This window comes from Variovorax sp. dw_308 (assembly GCF_019207085.1).
Lineage (GTDB): Bacteria > Pseudomonadota > Gammaproteobacteria > Burkholderiales > Burkholderiaceae_C > Variovorax.
Genome location: NZ_JAATOM010000028.1, coordinates 45,681 through 67,700, shown reverse-complemented (window position 1 = coordinate 67,700; position 22,020 = coordinate 45,681). Strand labels below are relative to the sequence as shown.

Annotated in this window: 20 protein-coding genes; 17 read left to right on the top strand and 3 right to left on the bottom strand. The window is 67.8% G+C overall.

The features are described from left to right. Positions 1 to 192: 192 nt before the first annotated feature. On the top strand, positions 193 to 645 hold the full coding sequence (locus HCU76_RS31880; protein WP_218511522.1) for an Lrp/AsnC family transcriptional regulator: 453 nt from the start codon (positions 193 to 195) through the stop codon (positions 643 to 645). A 66-nt stretch (positions 646 to 711) separates the two neighbouring features. Here the strand turns inward: HCU76_RS31880 and HCU76_RS31875 are convergent, their stop codons facing one another. From HCU76_RS31875 to HCU76_RS31865, 3 genes are all read right to left on the bottom strand, one after another. Continuing rightward, on the bottom strand, positions 712 to 2,091 hold the full coding sequence (locus tag HCU76_RS31875) for an AMP-binding protein (RefSeq protein WP_218511521.1): 1,380 nt from the start codon (positions 2,089 to 2,091) through the stop codon (positions 712 to 714). A 179-nt stretch (positions 2,092 to 2,270) separates the two neighbouring features. Then, positions 2,271 to 5,777, bottom strand: coding sequence for a pyruvate carboxylase (locus HCU76_RS31870; protein WP_218511520.1), 3,507 nt, complete (start codon positions 5,775 to 5,777; stop codon positions 2,271 to 2,273). Between the two features lie 110 nt (positions 5,778 to 5,887). Beyond that, positions 5,888 to 6,181, bottom strand: coding sequence for a DUF2970 domain-containing protein (locus tag HCU76_RS31865; protein ID WP_371319940.1), 294 nt, complete (start codon positions 6,179 to 6,181; stop codon positions 5,888 to 5,890). A 61-nt stretch (positions 6,182 to 6,242) separates the two neighbouring features. On the opposite strand from HCU76_RS31865, the gene HCU76_RS31860 reads away from it, so the two are divergent. The 16 genes from HCU76_RS31860 (at position 6,243) to HCU76_RS31785 (ending at position 22,002) form a co-directional block, all read left to right on the top strand. Further along, positions 6,243 to 6,938 (top strand): Crp/Fnr family transcriptional regulator, encoded by a 696-nt coding sequence (locus tag HCU76_RS31860; RefSeq protein WP_218511519.1) that lies wholly within the window; start codon positions 6,243 to 6,245, stop codon positions 6,936 to 6,938. A gap of 538 nt (positions 6,939 to 7,476) precedes the next feature. Beyond that, positions 7,477 to 8,457 carry a tripartite tricarboxylate transporter substrate binding protein gene (locus tag HCU76_RS31855; RefSeq protein WP_218511533.1) on the top strand — a complete coding sequence of 327 codons (981 nt, stop codon included), beginning with the start codon at positions 7,477 to 7,479 and terminating at the stop codon, positions 8,455 to 8,457. Between the two features lie 52 nt (positions 8,458 to 8,509). Next, positions 8,510 to 9,325: an SDR family oxidoreductase gene (locus HCU76_RS31850; protein ID WP_218511518.1), complete on the top strand. Its 816-nt coding sequence runs from the start codon at positions 8,510 to 8,512 to the stop codon at positions 9,323 to 9,325. 30 nt (positions 9,326 to 9,355) lie between these two features. Beyond that, entirely contained in the window at positions 9,356 to 9,898 is a 543-nt protein-coding gene (locus HCU76_RS31845; protein WP_218511517.1) for a cupin domain-containing protein, read from the top strand. Positions 9,899 to 9,909: 11 nt separating this feature from the next. Further along, positions 9,910 to 10,782 (top strand): alpha/beta fold hydrolase, encoded by an 873-nt coding sequence (locus tag HCU76_RS31840; RefSeq protein ID WP_218511516.1) that lies wholly within the window; start codon positions 9,910 to 9,912, stop codon positions 10,780 to 10,782. Between the two features lie 25 nt (positions 10,783 to 10,807). Next, positions 10,808 to 11,647, top strand: coding sequence for an IclR family transcriptional regulator (locus HCU76_RS31835; protein ID WP_218511515.1), 840 nt, complete (start codon positions 10,808 to 10,810; stop codon positions 11,645 to 11,647). 22 nt (positions 11,648 to 11,669) lie between these two features. Beyond that, the gene (locus HCU76_RS31830; protein WP_218511514.1) at positions 11,670 to 12,509 is read left to right on the top strand and encodes an SDR family oxidoreductase; all 840 of its coding nucleotides are present in this window, start codon (positions 11,670 to 11,672) and stop codon (positions 12,507 to 12,509) included. Then, on the top strand, positions 12,502 to 14,211 hold the full coding sequence (locus tag HCU76_RS31825) for a thiamine pyrophosphate-binding protein (RefSeq protein ID WP_218511513.1): 1,710 nt from the start codon (positions 12,502 to 12,504) through the stop codon (positions 14,209 to 14,211). The genes HCU76_RS31830 and HCU76_RS31825 overlap by 8 nt, the downstream gene beginning before the upstream one ends. Before the next feature lie 10 nt (positions 14,212 to 14,221). Then, positions 14,222 to 15,022: an aspartate dehydrogenase gene (locus HCU76_RS31820; protein WP_218511512.1), complete on the top strand. Its 801-nt coding sequence runs from the start codon at positions 14,222 to 14,224 to the stop codon at positions 15,020 to 15,022. A 16-nt stretch (positions 15,023 to 15,038) separates the two neighbouring features. After that, positions 15,039 to 16,538: an aldehyde dehydrogenase gene (locus tag HCU76_RS31815; RefSeq protein ID WP_218511511.1), complete on the top strand. Its 1,500-nt coding sequence runs from the start codon at positions 15,039 to 15,041 to the stop codon at positions 16,536 to 16,538. A gap of 1 nt (position 16,539) precedes the next feature. Beyond that, positions 16,540 to 17,511, top strand: a complete 972-nt coding sequence (locus tag HCU76_RS31810) for a VOC family protein (RefSeq protein ID WP_218511510.1) — start codon at positions 16,540 to 16,542, stop codon at positions 17,509 to 17,511. A gap of 11 nt (positions 17,512 to 17,522) precedes the next feature. Beyond that, positions 17,523 to 18,512: a tripartite tricarboxylate transporter substrate binding protein gene (locus HCU76_RS31805; RefSeq protein ID WP_218511509.1), complete on the top strand. Its 990-nt coding sequence runs from the start codon at positions 17,523 to 17,525 to the stop codon at positions 18,510 to 18,512. Positions 18,513 to 18,572: 60 nt separating this feature from the next. Continuing rightward, positions 18,573 to 18,791: a recombinase-like helix-turn-helix domain-containing protein gene (locus HCU76_RS31800; RefSeq protein ID WP_213958146.1), complete on the top strand. Its 219-nt coding sequence runs from the start codon at positions 18,573 to 18,575 to the stop codon at positions 18,789 to 18,791. A gap of 13 nt (positions 18,792 to 18,804) precedes the next feature. After that, positions 18,805 to 19,842: an aromatic ring-hydroxylating dioxygenase subunit alpha gene (locus HCU76_RS31795; protein ID WP_218511508.1), complete on the top strand. Its 1,038-nt coding sequence runs from the start codon at positions 18,805 to 18,807 to the stop codon at positions 19,840 to 19,842. 35 nt (positions 19,843 to 19,877) lie between these two features. Next, positions 19,878 to 20,846, top strand: a complete 969-nt coding sequence (locus tag HCU76_RS31790; protein WP_218511507.1) for a PDR/VanB family oxidoreductase — start codon at positions 19,878 to 19,880, stop codon at positions 20,844 to 20,846. A gap of 34 nt (positions 20,847 to 20,880) precedes the next feature. Beyond that, entirely contained in the window at positions 20,881 to 22,002 is a 1,122-nt protein-coding gene (locus tag HCU76_RS31785) for a porin (protein ID WP_218511506.1), read from the top strand. Positions 22,003 to 22,020 lie beyond the last annotated feature (18 nt).

The window sequence follows — 22,020 nt, the reverse complement described above, 5'->3', positions numbered from 1 at the left end:
TCGTTCTCCTTCAGGCACCGTGCCCGATGGAAGAATTCTGGAAGCGGGTGCTGGCAGATGCCAGAGCGTAAAACGTCGAAAGCGCGGCCTGCTTCGTCGATTCGACGAGCGGCTTGGTCATGTCGATTCCGGTTCACCCGTTCGCCATGCTGGCGACGCCACAATCGGGCGCTGTTGCTTCAGGGCCGACCCATGGATTCACGACTCGACGACCTCGACCATCACCTGCTGGCGCTGCTCCAGGCCAATGCGCGCGAGCCGGCCGCCAACCTGGCGCGCAAGCTCAAGGTCGCGCGGACCACGGTGGTGGCGCGCATCGCGCGGCTGGAGCGCGAAGGCATCGTCGCGGGCTTCGGCGTGCGGCTGGGCCAGCGGCTGGAGCAGGCGGCAGTGCGCGCCTTCTGCGGCTTGAGCGTCAATGCGAAGGGCGCGTCGGCGGTGATGCGGGCGCTTGAACGCCTGCCCGAGGTGGAAGAGGTCTGGGCCGTCAGCGGCGAGTTCGACTACATGGTGCTGCTGCGCTGCGGCACGCCCGAGCAGCTCGACACGCTGCTCGATCAACTGGGCCAGCTCGAAGGCGTCAAGCAGACGCAGACCTCGATCGTGCTCAGCCGCAAGATCGACCGGCGCGGACCGGTGAGTTAGAGACGCCCCGAACGGGCCGCACGAAGGGACTCGGGGGCGCCTTCCCGCGCGAGGGCGGGCGCCCTGTCAGGCCGGTGCCAAGGCGGCGCAACGCGGTTGCGGGCGGCCCACGTCCTCCTTGCGGCCCACGACCTGGAGAAAGCCGTGCTTGTCGAACCGGCCGATGTCGCCGGTGCGGAAGTAGCCGTCTTCGGTGAACGCAGCGGCGTTGGCCTCGGGCTGCTGCCAATAGCCGCGCATCACCTGCGGGCCTTTCGCGGAGACTTCGCCCTGTTCGCCGAACGGCACTTCCTGGCCGTCGTCGTCGAGCAGCTTGATGTCGGTGGAAGGCAGGGGCAGCCCCGTGTGGCCGCTGAACGCCTCGATCGAGGGCGGGTTGATCGACAGCACCGGCGAGGTTTCCGCCATGCCATAGCCTTCGCGGATGAAAGAGCCGGTGATCGCCTGCCAACGCGCCGACATCGCGGCGTCGACCGGCGCGCCGCCGGCGCCGGACAGGCGCAGCCGCGACCAGTCGACCTCGGCCAGGCCGGGATGTTGCGTCAGCCCGGCATAGAGCGTGTTGCCACCCACGAAGACGGTCGGCCGCGCAAGCTTCAGCGTGTCGACCAGGGCATTCATGTCGTGCGGGTTGCGCACCAGCCAGTTCTCCGCGCCGATCGAGAAGTTGGTGAGCAGGCTCACCATGAGGCCGAAGATGTGGGACAGCGGGAGCGCGGTCACCACGACTTCCTCGCATTCGCGCGTGGCTTGCGGCAGGAAGGCCTTGAGCTGCTCGGTGTTGGCGACCAGGTTGCGGTGCGTGAGGGCGGCGCCCTTCGACTCGCCGGTGGTGCCGCCGGCATATTGCAGGAACAGCAGGTCGTCGCCGCCCAGTTGCACCGGATGCCTCGGCAGCAGCGAGCCGATGCGCAGCGCGGCGGGCAGGCCGACGGCGCCTTCGATGCCATCGGGCACGCGGGCGTCCCAGCCCAGCGCGTCGCCCGTGGACGGCCGGCCGGCCACGATCACATGGCGCACCCGCGTGGTGGCGACGACTTCGGCCAGCGTGGCCAGCGCATCGCCGAACACCACGATGCACTTGCTGCCCGAGTCATTGAGCTGGTGCTGGAGTTCGCTTGCCGTGCAAAGCGGATTGATGTTCACCTGCACCGCCCCGGCGCGCATGATCCCCAGCATGGCCACGGGAAAGGCCACGACGTTGGGCAACATCACGCCCACGCGGTCGCCCTTGCGCACGCCCATGCTTTGCAGGTAGGCGCAGAAGTTGCGCGAGATCGCGTCGATCTCGGTATAGCTGTGTCTCTGGCCGGAACTGACGAACGCGGTCTTGCCGCCGTACCGCGTCATCGCGGCCTCGGCCAGCGCGGTGATCGAAGGATGGATGTCGGGATCGATCTCGGTCGGGATCGTCCCGTAGGAGTCGAGCCAGGGGCGTGAGGTCATGTCGGTTTGCAGGCCCTGGTCGATCCGTTCCCCGGCGCCAATCTGGCTGCGGAGGGGGAAGACATTGGGCTTGGCTGTTATAGAAAGTACCGATGATGACTATTTGCGCCCGGCAAGACTGTTCGCTTTTTAACAATCGGGTGGATTTAGGCGGCTGAATCCCGGCGCGGACCGACGACTCAGGCCTTCCATTCCAGGAGCAGGTCCTTCGCCTGCACCCTGTCCCCCGGCTTCACCAGCACCCGCTCGATCACGCCATCACGCTCTGCCACGATGTGCGTTTCCATCTTCATCGCCTCCAGCGAGACCAGCGTGGCGCCGGCCTGGATCGCCTGCCCGGCCTGCACCGGCACGGTGACGATGGCCCCCGGCATCGGCGCGCCGACATGGCGCGGATTGCCCGGCGCCGCCACCTCGCGCTTGAGCGCCGCGTTGGCGGCGCCGGCCTTGGCCACCTGCACGGTGCGGGACTGCCCGTTGAGTTCGAACTGGACCTTGACCGACCCGGCCGCCTCGTCGTCGTGCATGCCCTGCAGGCTCACCAGCAGGGTCTTGCCGGGATCGATCTCCAGCGCCACTTCGTCCTGCAGCCGCAGGCCGTAGAAGAAGGTCGGTGTCGGCAGCACCGAGGTGTCGCTGTGTAGTTGCAAGTGCTGGTGGAAGTCCCGCGCCACCTTGGGGTACATCAGCGCACTGGCGAGCTGGCGATCGTCGAGCGGCATGCCGGCGTCGGCTTCGGCCTTCGCACGCGCGGCTTCCAGGTCGACCGGCGGCAGCTCGTCGCCGGGGCGGTAGGCCACGGGCGGTGCGACGCCGTCGGCCAGCTTCAGCACCTTGCGCGACAGCGCCGGAGGAAAGCCGTCGGGCGGAAAGCCGAGCTCGCCCTTGAACAGCGACACCACCGATTCGGGAAAGGAGATCTCGTGCGTCGGGCTCTCGACGTCGGCCGGCGTGAGGTCATTGGCGACCATCATCAGCGCCATGTCGCCGACCACCTTGGAGGTGGGCGTGACCTTCACGATGTCGCCGAACAGCCGGTTCACGTCGGCGTACGCCTGCGACACCTCGGTCCAGCGATGCTCGAGGCCCAGCGAGCGCGCCTGCTCGCGCAGGTTGGTGTACTGGCCGCCGGGCATCTCGTGGCGATACACGTCGGCGGTGCCGGCGCGGATGTCGCTCTCGAAGGGTGCGTAGAAGCGCCGCACGCCTTCGAAGTAGCTCGATGCCGCATGCAGCGCGTGCTGCGACAGGCCCGGGTCGCGCTCGCTGTGCGCCAGGGCGGCGGCCATGCTCGACAGGTTGGGTTGCGAGGTGAGGCCGCTCATCGCGTCGAGCGCGCCGTCGACCGCGTCGCAGCCGGCCTCCACCGCGGCCAGCACCGACGCCGACGCGATGCCGCTGGTGTCGTGCGTGTGGAAGTGCACCGGCAGCCCGGTCTCTTCCTTGAGCGCCTTGACCAGCGCCGCGACCGCCCGCGGCCGGCAGATGCCCGCCATGTCCTTGATCGCCAGGATGTGGACGCCGGCCTTCTGCAGCTCGCGTGCGATGCCGATGTAGTAGGCCAGGCTGTACTTGGGCCGCGAGGGGTCGAACAGGTCGCCGCTGTAGCAGATCGCGCCCTCGCACAGCGCGCCGGATTCGAGCACCGCATCGATGGACACACGCATGTTCTCGACCCAGTTGAGCGCATCGAACACGCGGAACAGGTCGACGCCGGAACTGGCCGCCTGCTTGACGAAGAAGCGCACCACGTTGTCGGCGTAGCTCGTGTAGCCGACGCCATTGGCGCCGCGCAACAGCATCTGGAACAGGATGTTGGGAACAGCCTCACGCAGCTGCGCAAGGCGTTGCCACGGGTCTTCCTTCAGGAAGCGCATCGCCACGTCGAAGGTCGCGCCGCCCCAGCATTCGAGCGACAGCAACTGCGGCAACTCGCGCGCATAGAAGGGCGCGATCGGCAGCATGTCGGCGGTGCGCATGCGGGTGGCGAACAGCGACTGGTGGGCGTCGCGCAGCGTCGTGTCGGTCATCAACACCGGCTTGCTGTCCAGCATCCATTGCGCGAAGGCCTTGGCGCCGAGTGCTTTCAGTCGGTCGCGCGAGCCGGGCGGAATCGGCGTCGCGAGGTCGACCTTCGGCAGGATCGGCTTGATGAACGGCAGGTCGGGCAGCTTGCGCCCCTTCATCTCCGGATGGCCGTTGACCGTCACGTCGGCGATGAAGCCGAGCAGCTTGCTGGCGCGGTCGCGGCGCTTGGTGAACTCGAGCAACTCGGGCGTGGTGTCGATGAAGCGCGTGGTCACCGTGCCGGCGGCAAAGTCCGGATGGTTGATGACGTTCTCGAGGAACTGCAGGTTCGACGCGACGCCGCGGATGCGGAACTCGCGCAGCGCGCGGTCCATGCGCTGGATGGTCTCCCTCGCCGTGGGCGCCCAGGCCGTGACCTTCACCAGCAGCGAGTCGTAGTACGGCGTGATGACCGCGCCGCCGTACGCCGTGCCGGCGTCGAGCCGGATGCCGAAGCCGGCCGCGCTGCGGTAGGCGCTGAGCCGCCCGTAGTCGGGCAGGAAGCCGTTCTCCGGGTCCTCGGTGGTGATGCGGCATTGCAGCGCATGGCCGTTGAGCCTGATCTCCGCCTGCGGCGGCACGCCGGTGGCGCGCGCCGTCACGCTGCCGTCGGCGGCGGTCTCGTCCTCGCGCAGGCCGATGCGGCCGCCCTGGCTGATGCGGATCTGCGCCTTCACGATGTCGATGCCGGTGATGAGCTCGGTCACCGTGTGCTCGACCTGGATGCGCGGATTCACCTCGATGAAATAGAACTTGCCGGTGTCGGCGTCCATCAGGAACTCGACGGTGCCGGCGTGCGTGTAGTCGACCGCGCGCATCAGCTTGAGCGCGCTGTCGCACAGGCCCTGGCGCGTCGTTTCGTCGAGGTAGGGCGCGGGCGCCCGCTCGACCACCTTCTGGTTGCGCCGCTGAACGGTGCAGTCGCGCTCGAAAAGGTGCACCACGTTGCGATGCGTGTCGCCGAGGATCTGCACCTCGACGTGGCGAGCCCGCTGCACCAGCTTCTCGAAATAGACCTCGTCGTTGCCGAACGCGGCCAGCGCCTCGCGACGGGCCGCCGCCAGCGCGCCTTCGAGCTCGCCCTCGCCCTGGATCGCCCGCATGCCCCGGCCGCCGCCACCCCAGCTGGCCTTCAGCATCACGGGATAGCCGACCTCGGCGGCCATGCGCTTGCATTGCGCCAGGTCGAGCGGTAGCGGCAAGGTGGCCGGCATCACCGGCACGCCGGCGGCCACGGCGGCGTTGCGGGCGGCGACCTTGTTGCCGAGGGTGCGCATCACGTCCGGGCGCGGCCCGATCCATTCGATGCCGGCATCGAGCACGGCCTGCGCGAATTCCGGGTTCTCCGACAGGAAGCCGTAGCCGGGATGGACCGCGTCGACCTTCGCGGCGCGCGCCACGCCCAGGATGTCGTCGATGTCGAGGTAGGCGGCCAGCGGCTTCTTGCCTTCGCCCACCAGGTAGCTTTCGTCCGCCTTGAAGCGGTGCAGCGCCAGCCGGTCCTCGCGCGAATAGATCGCGACAGTGCGCATGTTCATTTCAGCCGCGGCGCGCATCACGCGGATGGCGATCTCGGAGCGGTTGGCGATCAGGACGGAGCCGATGGGTTTGGCGGGCATGGGGTCTTTCGTGGGCGGTAGCGGCAGGCAGGCATCTACCAGCACCAACTGTGCCCGTCTCGCCCGGATGCTGCGCGGAGGGATCGCGATGTGCGAGCCCTCCGCGCACGCTACGCCGTCGCGGCGAACCGGGCAACCGCGATCAGGCCACCGACCAGCAGCAGGACCAGCACCAGCGCGACGCAGACCAGGCTCAGGATGCCGACGTCCTCGGTTCGCGCATCGGCATCGGCGCGACGGCCACCGAGCCCGATGAAGCTCCACAGGACGGCACGAACGGAACGGGGAAGGATTGACATGCTTTGAATATCGCGTGCCTGCCGGCAAAAGAACAGATGCAGATCGAGGCGGATCGTGCGTATCAGTTTTCCATGGCGCTGCGAGCCGCGCATGTCGCGCGACACTTGAACGCCGATTCGGCGCGATGATGCAAACTCTGCCGGCGCCCTGTCACGCGCACCCCTCATGAACGTCTTCGACGAAAACCCGTGGTTCAAGGCCCTGCCCGAGGAGGAGGCCGAGGCGCTGCTGGCTGCCGCCAGTGCGAGGCACCTGGCTGCGGGCGAATTCCTGTTCCGGCAGGGCGACACCGCCATGGCACCCACGGGGGCGTTCTTCGGCGTGGCGAGCGGGCTGATCAAGCTGAGCATCCTTCACCCCGACGGCAACGAGGCGATCCTGACCATCATCGAGCCCGGCAACTGGATCGGCGAGGTCGCAGTGCTTGAAGGCGCGCCGCGCGCGCACACGGCGATTGCCGTAGGGGATACCGATGTGCTGGCCGTCAGCGCGGACAAGTTCGGCCAGCTGATGCAGCGTCCCGTCTTCAGCCATGCGATCGCCGTGCAGGTGGCGACGCGATTGCGCCTGGCGTATGGGCTGATGGGCGACTCTGCGCTGCAAAGCACGCTGGAAAGGATCGTGCGGCGCTTGGTCCTGCTGGCCCACGGCGACGTGACGGACAGCATCGAGGAGCGCAGCGTGATCACCGCCTCGCAGGACACGCTGGCCATGATGCTGGGGATCAGCAGGCCCACGCTCAACAAGGAGCTCCAGGTGCTGGTGAAGCGCGGCGCCATCGCGTTGCGCTATGGGCGTATCGAGATCCTCGACATGCAACTGCTGCAGGAAAGCGGTCAGGTCGTGCCGCGCAAGACCTGACCGGAAGCACCGCATTGATATGAAAGCGCCCTGACGGTCGCATTCGCATCGATGCACTTGCCGGCGCCCCGCGCCGCTCGCCGCTGTCCTCGACTCGCGACGACGCGGCCAGGCGTAGCTTTCGGGCCGTTGCGATCTCGGCGATCGGGTCCTTGACGGCCGACTCGCCGTTCCCGGTCGCGGCATGCGCGTCCACGCTGGAAGCCTCTGGCGACTTGATCCCATCCTCGTCAAGACGGGCTTGAACGGTTCGCAAAAGAAGGGGTCTCGACCTCCCCACCAGTTGCCCGCCGTCTTGGGCTCCCGGCTGTCCTACACCTTTTTTGCTTACAAGGAAGCCGAAAACAAAGGGTTTTCCCGTGTGCGTGCCCGCCATGCAATCCCTAAACTTCGCCCCATCGGTTCACTAATAAAACATGGTTTCATTAGTGAAACGTCAAAGTAGCAGATCAAGGAGATCCCGCCCCCCGCTCAAGGCCCCGGATCTCTGCAAATCGGCCCCAGTTTCGTACCCCTTTCGCCCAGGTCGCCAACCATGATGAAGCAATCCCGTCGCCAGGTCCTCGCGCTTGCACTCTCCGCCGTCGCGGCCTGCGCCGCCGCCCCGGCCCTGGCCCAGGGTTATCCGTCCAAGCCCGTCACGCTGGTCGTGGCCTACCCGGCCGGCGGCGACACCGATGCGCTGGCGCGGCTGTTCGGGGAGAAGCTGTCCAGCCGCATCGGCCAGCCCGTGGTGGTCGACAACCGCCCCGGCGCCAGCGGCGTCATCGGCAGCGCCTGGGTGGCCAAGGCGCCCGCGGACGGCTACACGCTGCTGCTGGCGCCCAGCACCTTCTCGATCGCACAGCTGGTCCTGAAGACCAACGGCGCCGGCGGCTATGACGTGCTGAACGGCTTCACGCCGATCATCGAGACGGGAACGCTGCCGCTGTTCCTGGTCGCCGGTTCCGGCGCGGGCATGAAGACCTTCAAGGACGTGGCGACCGCAGCCAGGACCCAATCGCTGTCCTATGCGAGCCCGGGCAGCGGCTCGCCGATGCACATCCTCGGCGAACTCGTGAACAAGGCGGCCGGCATCGACCTGCGCCATGTGCCCTACCGCGGCGTCGCGCCGGCCGTGAACGACGTGCTGGGCGGCCATGTGCCCCTCACCTACATCACGCTGGGCCCGGTGGCGCCCTACCTGCCGGGCGCGAAGATGGTGCCGCTGGCCGTGGCCGACAGCAAGCGTTCGCCGCTCGCGCCCAACGTCCCGACCTTCGAGGAGCTTGGCTACAAGGGCGTGCAGGTCAGCGCATGGCACGGCCTGTTCGGGCCGAAAGGCATGCCGGCCGATGTCGTGAAGACGCTGAACGCGCACTTCAACGAGATCCTGAAGATGCCCGACGTGGTGTCGCGCATGGAGACGCTCGGCGCGACCCCGCTGGGCGGCTCGCCAGAGACGCTCGCGAAGACCAACGCAGCCGACTTCGAACGCTTCGGCAAGGTCATCAAGGACCTGGGCATCCAGGCCGACTGAACGGCCCCGACCCATTTCAACGCCCACGCCCACGCCAGAACACCAGCACACCATGACCGACATCAAAGCCGTTCCCGACCTCGACAGCCTCCAGACCCTGCTGGACGAGTTGCCCGCCAACCTGCTGGCCGGGCGTCGCGTGCTGGTGACGGGCGCCGCCCGCGGCCTGGGCCTCGCTTTTGCCAAGTGCATCGCCAAGGCCGGTGCCAGCGTGGTGCTGGCCGACATCCTCGCGGATCTTGCGCAAGCCGAAGTGCAGGCGCTGCGCGACGCCGGCTTCAACGCGCACGCCTTGGCCGTCGACCTGTGCGACCCGCAATCGATCGAAGCCTGCGCGGCAGCCGCAATGCAGGCGCTCGGCGGCCTGGACGGCCTGGTCAACAACGCCGCCATCACCAACTCCGGCGGCCGCGATGCGCACGCACTCGAGATCGACATGTGGGACCGCGTGATGGACGTCAACGTGCGCGGCACCTGGCTCATGAGCCGCGCCTGCCAGCCGGCGCTGGCCGCCACCGGCCGCGGCTCCATCGTCAACCTGGCCTCCGACACCGCGCTGTGGGGCGCGCCGAACCTGCTGGCCTATGCATCGAGCAAGGGCGCGGTCATCTCGATGACGCGATCGCTGGCCCGCGAATGGGGCGCCGACGGGATCACTGTCAACGCCGTGGCACCCGGCCTCACGCTGGTCGAGGCCACCGAATACGTGCCGATGGCGCGCCACCAGAAGTACCTCGAAGGCCGGGCCATCCCGCGCGAGCAGCAGGCCGTCGACGTCTGCGGCGCGGTGCTGTTTTCCCTCTCGGGCCTGTCGCGCTTCGTGACTGGCCAGTTGCTGGCCGTCAACGGCGGCTTCGTGATGAATTGACTGACTGATTTTTCGACCAAGGAGTTTTCGATGAGCGATATGTCCGAACAGAAGAAAGTGGCCAGCGACAGCACGCTGGCGCAGCCCGAAGGCAGCAGCCTCGAAGCGTGGATGAACACCCGCATCGCGCGCTACGCGACCCGCAAGTACGACTGGGACGCGCTGAAGTTCCAGGCTGACTTCGATCCCAAGTTCCGCCGCGCGCAGATGCGCTACGTCGGCACCGGCGGCACCGGCGTCGCGAAGGACGTCAACACCGTCCCGGCCGAGAACTTCACCTTCTCCACCATGGTGATTCCCGCCGGCCACGAAGGCCCGCCGCACATCCACACCGACGTGGAGGAAGTGTTCTTCCTGATCCGCGGCAAGCTCAAGGTCGTCATCGAGAAGGACGGCGAGCGCTTCGAGACCATCATGACCGACCGCGACCTGATCTCGGTGCCGCCCGGCGTGTACCGCGAAGAGATCAACATCGGCGACGAAGACGCGCTGATGTGCGTGATGCTCGGTGCGCAGAAGCCGGTCACGCCGACCTATCCGGCCGACCACCCGCTCGCGAAGATCAAGCGCTGAGAGAGACCGCGATGAACGACGCCGCTGTCATGCAGAACCCCGCGCTCGCGCCCTCGGAACTGGCGCGGCTCGATGCGCGCTTTCCGGTGCGCAACGTGCCGGTGCGCGGCAACGCCGTCGTCTCCGTGCGCGAATGCGGCAGCGGTGCGGCCGTCGTCTGCCTGCATGGCATCGGATCGGGTTCGGCATCGTGGCTCGACACTGCATTGCTGCTGGAAGGCGCAGCGCGCGTGATTGCATGGGACGCACCGGGCTACGGTGAATCGACGCCTGTTGCCTCGACGATGCCGCAGGCGGCCGACTATGCGGACCGGCTTCACGCGCTCGTCGATGCGCTCGGCCTGGAGTCCTTCGTGCTCGTCGGCCATTCGCTCGGCGCGCTCACCGCGGCCTGCGCTGCGCGTCCTGGTTCACCACTGGCCTCGCGCATCCGGCGCCTCGTGCTGATCAGCCCGGCCACCGGCTACGGCGCACCTTCGCGGGCTGAAGCAAGCCAGCGGGTCCGCACGCAGCGCCTCGACACGCTCGCCCAGGTCGGCATCGCCGGCATGGCCGCGCAGAGTGCAGCCCGGCTCCTGTCCAGCGGCGCCAGCGAACAGGCCCGCCAGTGGGTGCGCTGGAACATGGCGCGCCTCAACGTTTCCGGCTACAGCCAGGCCGTCGAACTGCTGTGCGGCGGCGACCTGCTGGCCGACCTGCCGCCCGCGATGCCGGTGCGCGTGGCCTGCGGTGCGCTCGATGTCGTCACCACACCGCAGTCCTGCGCCGAAGTCGCCGACCAATGCGGCGTGCCGCTCGAACTCATCGCCAGCGCCGGCCACGCCAGCTATGTCGAACAACCGCAAGCCGTCGCCGCGCTGCTGCGCGACGTGCTCGCCGCATGAACAACAACCACAGGAAGGAAGCGACATGACCACCAGCGAAACGATGGACGAAGGCTCGGACCGCTACAACGTGCCCGCGCTCGAACGCGGCCTGCGCGTGCTCTGCGAATTCAGCCGCGAGAACCGCACGCTCTCCGCGCCCGAACTCTCGCGCCGCTTCGACCTGCCGCGCTCCACCGTGTTCCGCCTCCTCACGACGCTGGAGAACATGGGCTTCGTCGAGAAGGCCGATGGCGGGCGCGACTATCGCCTCGGCCTGGCGGTGCTGCGCCTGGGCTTCGAATACCTGGCCTCGCTGGAGCTCACGCAACTCGGCACGCCCTTGCTGCAACGCCTGTCGGACGACCTGCGCACGCCCTGCAATCTGGTGGTGCGCGACGGCCGCTTCATCGTCTACGTGGCAAAGGTGGCGCCGCCTTCGCCTTTCCTCAGCCAGGTCTCGGTGGGCACGCGACTGCCCGCGCATGCCACGGTGCTCGGCCGCATCCTGCTGGAAGACCTCACGCTGCCGCAACTGCGCGCGCTGTATCCGGAAGACAAGCTCGAAGTCTTCTCGCCGAACACGCCGAAGACGGTGAACGAACTCTTCGACATGGTGCAGGGGGACCGCCAACGCGGATACGTCCTGGGCGAAGGCTTCTTCGAGGCCAACATCTCCAGTGTGGCCGCACCCGTTCGCGACCACAGCGGCCACATCGTCGCGGCATTGGGCGCAACGATCACCTCCGACCACATCGACGAAAGCCGCATCGACGAGATGGTGCTGCGCGTGCGCAGCACCGCCGACGACATCTCCGGCTTGCTGAACTACTCGCCAGCGTCCGCCAGCAAGGTGGTTCCGCTGCGCGGCGGCGACCGTGCCTGAACCCATTCCGAAGCTTCGCAACATGACTTCGCCGCTCATCTCCTCCAGCTTCTTCTCGCCGCATGCGCTCGCCGGCCGCGTGGCCGTGGTGACGGGCGGCTCGTCCGGCATTGGCCTTGCAACGGTCGAGTTGCTGCTCGACTGCGGCGCCGCGGTCGCGCTGTGCGGGCGCAATGCCGAACGGCTCGACAGTGCCGTGGCCGGCCTGCGCGCAGCGCGGCCGCAGGCCAGGCTGTTTGCCCGCACCTGCGACGTGCTCGACGGCGATGCGGTGCGCAGCTTCGCGGCCCAGTGCGAAGCCGAACTCGGCCCCGCCTCGATCCTCGTCAACAACGCCGGCCAGGGCCGCGTCTCCACCTTTGCCGACACCGACGACAAGGCCTGGACCGAGGAGCTGCACCTGAAGTTCTTCTCTGTCATCAACCCGACGCGCGCCTTCCTGCCGCAACTCGCGGCGCAAGCCGCGGTGCTGGGCGATGCAGCCATCGTCTGCGCCAACTCGCTGCTTGCACGCCAGCCGGAACCGCACATGGTCGCCACCTCCGCAGCACGCGCCGGCCTGCTCAACCTGGTGCGCTCGCTGGCCACCGAGTTCGCGCCCAAAGGCGTACGCGTCAACGGGATCCTGATCGGGCTGATCGAGTCCGGCCAATGGCGCCGCCGCTTCGATGCGCGCGAGGACAAGTCGCTCGACTGGGCCGCATGGAGCCAACAGCTCGCGCACGACAAACACATTCAGCTGGGTCGCCTGGGGCTTCCGACCGAAGCCGCCCGCGCGATTCTTTTCCTCGCAACGCCGCTGTCCTCCTATACGACCGGCGCCCACCTTGACATCTCTGGAGGCCACTCTCGCCATGCGTAATTCAACCAACCCCGTCACCGTCGGCGCCGTCGTCGCCGCCTTCCTCGAACAATGCGGCGTCAAGGCTGCGTTCGGCGTGATCTCGATCCACAACATGCCGATCCTCGATGCGTTCGCGCAGCGTGGCGCGATCCGGTTCATCTCGGCACGGGGCGAGGCCGGTGCGGGCAACATGGCCGATGCCTATGCACGCTCCACCGCGAGCCTGGGCGTGTGCATCACCAGCACCGGCCCGGCGGCGGGCAACATCGCCGGCAGCATGGTCGAGGCACTGACCGCCGGCGCGCCGCTGCTGCACATCACCGGCCAGATCGAAACGCCTTATCTCGACAAGGGCATGTCGTACATCCACGAGGCGCCGGACCAGCTCACGATGCTCAAGGCGGTGTCGAAGGCCGCCTTCCGCGTGCGCAGCGTGGAGACGGTGCTCGGCACCTTGAAGCGCGCAGTGCAGGTCGCGCTGACCGCCCCGACCGGCCCGGTCAGCGTGGAGATCCCGATCGACATCCAGTCGGCACTCACGACGATGCCGGCCGACCTGTCGCCGCTGCCCATCGATGCGGCCGTGCCCTCCGCTGCCGGGCTCGATGCGCTGGCCGCGAGCCTCGCGAATGCCAGGCGTCCCATGCTGTGGGTCGGCGGCGGTGCACGCCATGCCGGCGCCGCGATCAAGCGCCTGCAGAAGCTGGGCTTCGGCGTGGTCACGACCACGCAAGGCCGCGGCACGGTGCCCGAGGACGACGCGGGATCGCTGGGCGCCTACAACATCCAGAAGCCGGTGGAGGCGCTCTACCAGACCTGCGACGCGATGCTCGTGGTCGGCTCGCGCCTGCGCGGCAACGAGACGCTCAAGTACGAACTGAAGCTGCCGCGTCCGCTGTACCGCATCGATGCGGATGCTGCCGCCGAAGGCCGCGGCTATTCGACCGAAGCCTTCGTCTGCGGCGATTCCGCGCTGGCCCTGGACGGCCTGGCCGACCGCCTCGAAGCCGCGAAGTACAAGGCCGATCCCGCACTGCTGACGGACCTTCGCACTGCGCACACGCAGGCCGTCGCCACGCTGCGCGACGGACTCGGCCCGTATGCCGAACTGGTCAAGCAGATCCAGGCCATCGCCGGCCGCAACTTCAACTGGGTGCGCGACGTGACCGTGTCCAACAGCACCTGGGGCAACCGCGAGTTGCGCGTGTTCGAGCCGAGCGCGGGCGTCCATGCCACGGGCGGCGGCATCGGCCAGGGCATGCCGATGGCCATCGGCGCGGCCATCGGCGCGACCGAGACGGCATCGGGCCGCAAGACCTTCTGCCTGGCCGGCGACGGCGGCTTCATCCTGAACCTGGGCGAACTCGCCTGCATGGTGCAGGAGCAGGCGGACATGGTGATCGTGCTCATGAACGACAAGAGCTACGGCGTCATCAAGAACATCCAGGACGCGCAATACGGCGGGCGCCGCTGCTATGCCGAACTGCACACGCCCGACTATGAGCTGCTGTGCAGGTCGCTCGCGCTGCCGCATGCACGCGTGAAGAACCTCGACGACCTGCCGGGCCAACTGGCTGCGGCCGTCGGCAAGCCGGGTCCTTTCCTGCTGGAGATCGACATGCTCTCCATCGGCGGCTTCAAGACCACCTTCGCGGGCCCGCCGACCAACACCATCACGCAGATTCCGGCCCTCGGCACGGCTGCGGTGGCGGGCAAGTGAGCGCACGGCCATGATGCGCGTTGCACTCATCGGCTGCGGTGCCATCGGCACCTCGATGCTCGAACTGCTGAAGGGCGATGCGACCCTGGAGGTCGTGGCCATCGTCGTGCCCGAGTTCGGCGTGACCGCCGCCCGCGCCGCGCTCGCCAGCCTGGCGTCGAACGCCGAGGTGGTGACGGGCGTGCCCACGGCCGGCATCGACCTGGTGGTCGAGGCCGCGGGTCATGCCGCCATCGAGGCGCATGTGCTGCCGGCCCTGAAGCGCGGCCTGCCATGCATCGTGGCATCGGTGGGCGCGCTGTCGGCCATCGGCTTGGCGGAACAACTGGAACGTGCAGCCTGCGAAGGCCATACGCAAGTGCAGCTGATCGCCGGCGCGATCGGCGCCATCGACGCACTGGCGGCGGCACGCGCCGGCGGCCTCGATGCCGTGCGCTACACCGGCCGCAAGCCGCCGCACGCCTGGACCGGCACGCCGGCCGAGCAGGGCCGCAACCTCGCCACGCTGGCGCTGGAAACGATCATCTTCGAAGGCAGCGCCCGCGAGGCCGCATCGCTCTATCCGAAGAACGCCAACGTCGCGGCCACCGTGTCGCTGGCCGGCCTGGGCCTGGACCTCACCCGCGTGCGCCTCATCGCCGACCCGGCCGTCACGGAGAACGTGCACGTCGTCGAGGCCGAAGGCGCCTTCGGCAGCTTCGAACTGACCATGCGCAACAAGGCGCTGGCGGCCAACCCCAAGACCTCCGCACTCACCGTCTACAGCGCAGTGCGCGCGATGCGCAACCGCGTCGCGCACATGGCGATCTGAACACCAGGACACCACGATGTTTTCTTCCGAACTCCTTCCCGTCAACATCGCAGGCGAATGGCGCCTGGGTGGCGGCGATGCCTACGAGAGCCTCTATCCGGCCACGGCCGAGCCGATCGCGCGCCTCAACGCCGTGAGCCTTGCCGACGTCGACGAAGCCATCACGCGCGCACACCACGCCTTCCTCACCAGCGGCTGGGCGCAAAAGCTTCCACACGAGCGCGCCGCGGTGCTGCATCGCGTGGCGCAACTGATCCGCGAGCAAGGCGAGACGCTGGCGCAGAAACAGCGCCTGGACAACGGCAAGCCCATCAACGAAACGCGCGCCCTCGTGGCGAGCGCGGCCGGCACCTTCCAGTTCTTCGCCGCCGCGCTGGAGACGCTGGAAGAGACCATCACGCCTTCGCGCGGCCCCTTCGTCACGATGAGCGTGCATGAGCCGATGGGCGTGGTCGCCGCGATCACGCCGTGGAACTCGCCGATCGCCAGCGAGGCGCAGAAGCTGGCGCCCGCGCTCGCGGCCGGCAACGCGGTCGTCCTCAAGCCGGCCGAAGTCACGCCGCTGATGGCGCTCGAACTCGCACGCATCTGCGAGGAAGCCGGCGTGCCCAAGGGCATCGTCAGCGTGCTGCCGGGCAAGGGCTCGGTGATCGGCGATGCCATCACGAAGCATCCGCTGGTCAAGCGCGTGTCCTTCACTGGCGGCACGACGACGGGCAAGCACATCGCGCACATCGCGGCCGACAAGATGATGCCGGTGTCGCTGGAACTCGGCGGCAAGTCGGCGACGATGGTGCTGGAAGACGCCGACCTCGACCATGCGGTGAGCGGCGTGCTCTACGGGATCTTCAGCTCCTCGGGCGAATCGTGCATCGCGGGCTCGCGCCTTTTCGTCGCGCGTTCGATCTACGACGAGTTCCTCACGCGGCTCGCCGAAGGCGCGAACGCGTTGCGCGTCGGCGACCCGGCGTCGGAGCAGACCCAGATGGGCCCGCTGATCACCGCGAAGCATCGCGAAGGCATCGAGCGCTACGTGGCGCTCGGCGTCTCCGAAGGCGCCCACATCCGCACGGGTGGCGTGCGCCCGCACGGCGATGGCCGCGACAAGGGCTACTTCTACACGCCCACCATCCTCGAAGGCCTGACCAACAGCGCACGCACGGCCCAGGAAGAGATCTTCGGCCCGGTGCTCGTCGCGATGCCCTTCGACAGCGAGGAAGCGTTGATCGAGCAGGCCAACGACAGCATCTACGCGCTGGCCGCCGGCGTGTGGAGCCGCGACTTCAAGCGCGCCTGGCGCATCGGCCGTGCCGTGCAGGCCGGCACCGTCTGGGTCAACACCTACAAGCAGTTCTCGGTATCGACGCCCTTCGGCGGCTGGCGCGACAGCGGCCTCGGCCGCGAGAAGGGCCGCGAAGGCATCTTCCAGTACATGGAACAGAAGAGCATGTACTGGGGCACCAACGACGAGCCGCTGCCATGGGCCGGCGTCACCCACCGCGCCTGGAGCAACTGACATGAGCGTTCTTGGAATCGACCAGATCACCTACGTGTCGGACGACCTGCCGACATGCAAGCGCTTCTTCGGCGACTGGGGCCTCGCGCTCACGTCCGAAGCTGCCGATGAGCTCGGCTTCGAGTGCCTGAATGGTTGCAAGGTTGTCGTCGCGGCGTTGGACAAGGCCGGCCTCCCGCCCGCGATGGAGGAAGGCCCGACCTTGCGTGAAGTGGTGTGGGGCGTCGAAAGCGATGCCGATCTTGATCGCTATGCCGCAGCCATCGCAACGCAGCCCGGCTTCTTCGATGCCACCGTCGACGGCGCGCGGCGCATCGGCTGCATCGACCCCAACGGCCTGGCCGTTCGCCTGCAAGTCACGCGCAAGCACGCGGTGGAAGTCGACTGCGGCGAGATGAACACCTGGAACCGCAAGGCCCGCATCAACCAGCCCGCGCCGATCTACGAACGCGCCACACCGATCGAAGTCGGCCACGTCGTGTTCTTCGTGACCGACGTGCTGGCGACCAGCGCCTTCTACCGCGACAACTTCGGCTTCGTCTCCTCGGACAGCTACCCGAACCGCGGCGCCTTCATGCGCTGCGCGCCGGACGGCGGCCACCACGACCTGTTCCTGCTGCAGCTGCCTTCGGCCAAGCGCGGGCTGAACCATGTGGCCTTCACCGTGCGCGACATCCACGAGGTGTTCGGCGGCGGCCTGCACTTCTCGCGTCGCGGCTGGGAAACGCAGCTCGGCCCGGGCCGCCATCCGGTGTCCTCGGCCTACTTCTGGTACTTCAAGAACCCGGCCGGCGGACTCATCGAGTACTACGCCGATGAGGACCAGCTGACGGCCGACTGGCAGCCGCGCGAGTTCGAGCCGGGCCCGACCGTGTTCGCCGAATGGGCGGTCGACGGCGGCCTCGACGGCAACACGCGCCGCCAGAAGAACGTCGACGGCCCGCAAGGCAAGTTCCTCACCGAGAAGAAATGAGGGACCCGACCATGCAACACACCTTCAAAGTCCTCGCGACCACGCTGTTCGCCTTCGCCGTCGTGGCTCCCGTCCATGCGCAGACGACCGAAGCGCAGAAGCAGCTGGCCTCCGATCGCTTCACCATCGTCTCGCCGTTCCCGCCCGGCGGCCCGGTCGATACGCTGGCCCGCATCCTGTCCGACGGCCTCGCCAAGCGCCATGGCCAGCCGGTCGTGGTCGAAAACCTCGCCGGTGCTGCCGGCAACATCGGCATCGAGAAGGTCAAGCGCGCCAAGGCCGACGGCCACACGCTGCTCGTGGTGCCGGCCGGCAACCTCACGATCAACCCGACGCTGATGCCGAACTTCCCGTTCAACATCGAGAAGGATTTCGCCCCCATCACCATGCTGGCCAAGGCTCCGAACGTGCTGGTGGCATCGCCCGCGTCCGGCATCAAGAGCGCGAAGGAACTGGTGGCGATGGCCAAGGCCAGGCCCGGCACCTTGTCGTACGCGTCGCCCGGCGTCGGCAGCGGCCTGCACCTGGCGGGCGAACTGTTCAAGCAGCAGGCCGGCGTCGACTTGCTGCATGTGCCCTACAAAGGCACGGCCCCCGCGCTCAACGACGTGCTTGGCGGCGTCGTGCCGCTGATGTTCAGCAACCTGCCGGCCACGCTGCCCTTCATCAAGAGCGGCAAGCTGGTGGCGCTGGGCGTGACCGAGGCGAAGCGCAGCCCGGTGGCGCCGGAGATCCCGACGCTGGCCGAGCAGGGCATCCAGGGCGTCAACGTGACGTCCTGGTATGGACTGCTCGCACCGGCAGGCACCCCGCCCGCCGTGGTCGAGCAACTTGCAAAGGACGCCGCCGACATCCTTGCCCAGCCCGACGTGGCCGAGCGCCTGAAGGCCCAGGGCATGACCGAAGCCACCATGAAGCCGGCCGAGTTCGCCAAGGCGATGCGCGAGGAAACGGCCGTATGGGCCGGGATCGTCAAGTCGCGAAACATCGTCGCCGAATAACCCCCACACAGGAGACAAGACATGCAAGTCCATCGAATTCACACCCCCACGGAGCGAACCATGACTGACCGTTATCTCGATCCCCACCAGGCGCGCACCCGCGCCCCCACCACCTACGAAGACCTGCTGGGCGACGCGATCGAGCGTGCCTTTGCCGCAGGTGTGCACGACCTGCCCGGCCTGGTCGAGCGACTCAACGACAGCGGCCTCGCGAGCCCCAGCGGCAAGCAGTGGACCGAAGCCATCTACCGCGAAGAAATCGCCCTGCTCGGCGCCTGAGAGGAACCAGACCATGACCACCCCCCACGACAACCCGGTCGACCAGCTGCTCGAGATCGGCCTGAAAGACCTCTGGTACCCCATCTGCCCGTCGGGCTTCATCAAGGAGTCGCCCGTCTCGCTGCGCCGGCTCGGCCGCAAGTTCGCCTTCTGGCGCGACCACAGCGGCAAGCTGCATGCGCTCGAAGACCGCTGCCCGCACCGCGGTGCGCCGCTGTCGCAAGGCGTGATCCTCGGCGACCGCCTCTCGTGCCCGTACCACGGCGTCGAAGTGCGCTGCGACGGCGTCGTCACGCGCGTGCCCGGCAGCCCGGGCTGCAAGCTCGAAGGCGCGCAGGCCACGCGCTTCTTCCACGTCGAGGAAAAGGCCGGCGCGGTGTGGCTCTACAACTCGAAGGAGTCGGTTGACACGCCGCCGCCGCTGGTGCTGCCCGAGCAGCTCACCGACGACGCCGAATACTCCGGCTTCCTCTGCTATGCCGAGTGGAAGGGCGACTACCGCTACGTGCTCGACAACGTGATGGACCCGATGCACGGCACCTTCCTGCACAAGCAGTCGCACTCGATGGCCGAGGGCGATTCGACGGCCAAGTTCGGCATCCGCGCGACCGACACCGGCTTCGTGTTCGAGAAGGAAGGCCAGCGCAACGTCAACTTCGACTGGACCGAATGGGCCGACACCGGCACGCACTGGATGCGCCTGGAGATCCCGTATCCGAAGACCGGCGGGCCTGGCGGCAACTTCATCATCGTCGGCAGCTACACGCCGATCTCGCCGACGCTCTCGTGCGCCTTCCATTGGCGCGTGCGCAAGCTGCCCGCCGGCTGGCAGCGCGACACCTGGCGCTTCCTCTACAAGAACCGCCTCGAGGCGCGCCACTGGCATGTGCTCGAGCAGGATCGCGTGCTGATCGAGAACATGGAGCCCGATGCCAACCAGCACGAGCAGCTCTACCAGCACGACCTGGGCGTGGTGCGCCTGCGCCGCCACCTGCGCGGCCTGGCCACGCAACAGTTGCAAGCGACGGAGCCGGCGCTGGCCACCGCCTGACGTCACGCACGCGAACCGTAGAGAGGTCTTCCGCCATGTCATCCCCCACGCTGAACGCACTGGTGCACACGATGCGCTACGAGGCAGACGGCATCGTCAGTGTCGAGTTCCGCCCGGCTGCGCCGGATGTGGACTTCCCCGCCTTCGAGGCCGGCTCGCACATCGACCTGCACCTGCCCAACGGACTGGTACGCAGCTATTCGCTGTGCAACCCGTCGACCGACCGCCAGCGCTATGTCGTCGGCGTGCTCAACGACCGCAAGAGCCGCGGCGGCTCGCGCTACGTGCACCAGCAACTGCGCGTGGGCACGACGCTGCCGATCTCGGTGCCGCGCAACAACTTCAAGCTGCAGGAGGATGCGGGGCGATCGGTGCTCGTGTCCGGCGGCATCGGCGTGACGCCGATCTGGTGCATGCTGCAACGCCTGGTCGCGACCGGCCGTCCTGTGGAGCTGATCTACTGCGCGCGTGCCCGCAAGGAAGCGGCGTTCTGCGAATCGATCGCGGCGCTCGCGGCGGAGAAGTCCGTCAAGCTGACCTGGCACTTCGACGAGGAAAAGGGCGCGCCGCCCGACCTCGCCGCGCTGCTGGCCGACAAGGGCGCCGACAGCCACTTCTACTGCTGCGGCCCCACGCCGATGCTCGACAACTTCGAGAAGACCTGCGAGAAGCTCGGCTATTCCAACGCGCACATCGAGCGCTTCGCCGCCGTGCACGTGGAGACGCCGAGCGCCACGCAAAGCTACGTGGTCGAGTGCGCGAAGAGCAAGAAGAGCGTCGAGGTGCCGCCGGGCAAGTCGATCCTCGACAGCCTGATCGACGCCGGCCTCAACCCCGACCACAGCTGCAAGGAAGGCGTGTGCGGCGCCTGCGAGACCAAGGTGCTGTCGGGCGAGGTCGACCACCACGACGGCATCCTCACCAAGGCCGAACGCGCGGCCAACAAGACCATGATGATCTGCGTGTCGCGATGCCAGCGCGGGCCATTGGTCCTCGACATCTGACGCCAGCGCGAACTCCCGAAGACTGAAAGAACCCATGAAGAGAATTTCTGTGGCTGCGGCCGCATGCCTTGTCACGTCCGTCGTTTGCGCGCAATCGAGCGTGACGCTGTTCGGCGTGGTCGATGCGGCTGTCACCTACACCACCGGATCGGGCCCGGCTTCCACGAGCAAGTGGCAGCTGACGAACAGTGCCAACTCGTTCAGCCGGCTGGGTTTTCGCGGCAACGAAGACCTCGGCGGCGGGCTGTCGGCAGGCTTCTGGCTGGAGGAAGGGCTGCAGAACGATACGGGCACCGGCTTCCCGGGCAACACCAACAACCAGCTGAACGGCACCGCCGGCCTGGGCACGCTGACCTTCAACCGCCGCTCGACGGTCAGCCTCACCAGCAGCACCCTGGGCGAACTGCGGCTGGGCCGCGACTACACGCCGACCTTCTGGAACACCGCGATCTTCGACCCCTTCGGCACCGGCAGCGGCATCGGCGCGAACCAGCTCTACTTCTCGGGCCTGGGTGGGTTGACGGCGCCCACCGGCACCCGCGCGTCGAACAGCGTCGGCTATTTCCTCCCGCCGAACCTCGGCGGCTTCTATGGCAGCGTGATGTACGCGATGGGCGAGAACATCTCGAACTCGACGCTGCCCCCCGCGACGCCCGGCGCCATCCCGGTGCCCAACCAGAACGACGGCAGGTACGGCGGCGTCCGGCTGGGCTACCAGTCCGGGCCTTTCCATGTGTCCATTGCCACGGGCCTCACGACCTACGCGACGGGCGACCTGCGCGTCTCGAACCTGGGCGCCTCCTGGACCTTCGAGCAACTGCTGGGCTTGCGCGTCATGGGCGAGTACTACGTCGAGTCGCTGGGTGCCGTCGACGGCAAGGGCGCGCTGGTCGGCTTCATCCTGCCGGTGGGCCCGGGCGAGATCAAGGCCTCCTATGCGCGCTACGTGCGCAAGCCGGTGGGCAACGTGCCGGACCCGACCTCATCCAAGCTCGCGCTCGGCTACGCCTACAACTTCTCGAAGCGCACCGCCGTCTACGCCACCGTGGCACGGCTGACCAACAGCGACGGCGCCAGCCAGGCTTTGGCCGGTGCCTCGACTTCGCCAAACCACGCGTCGACCGGCGGCGAAGCCGGGATGCGCGTCGCCTTCTAGTCTCCATTCAAAGGACCA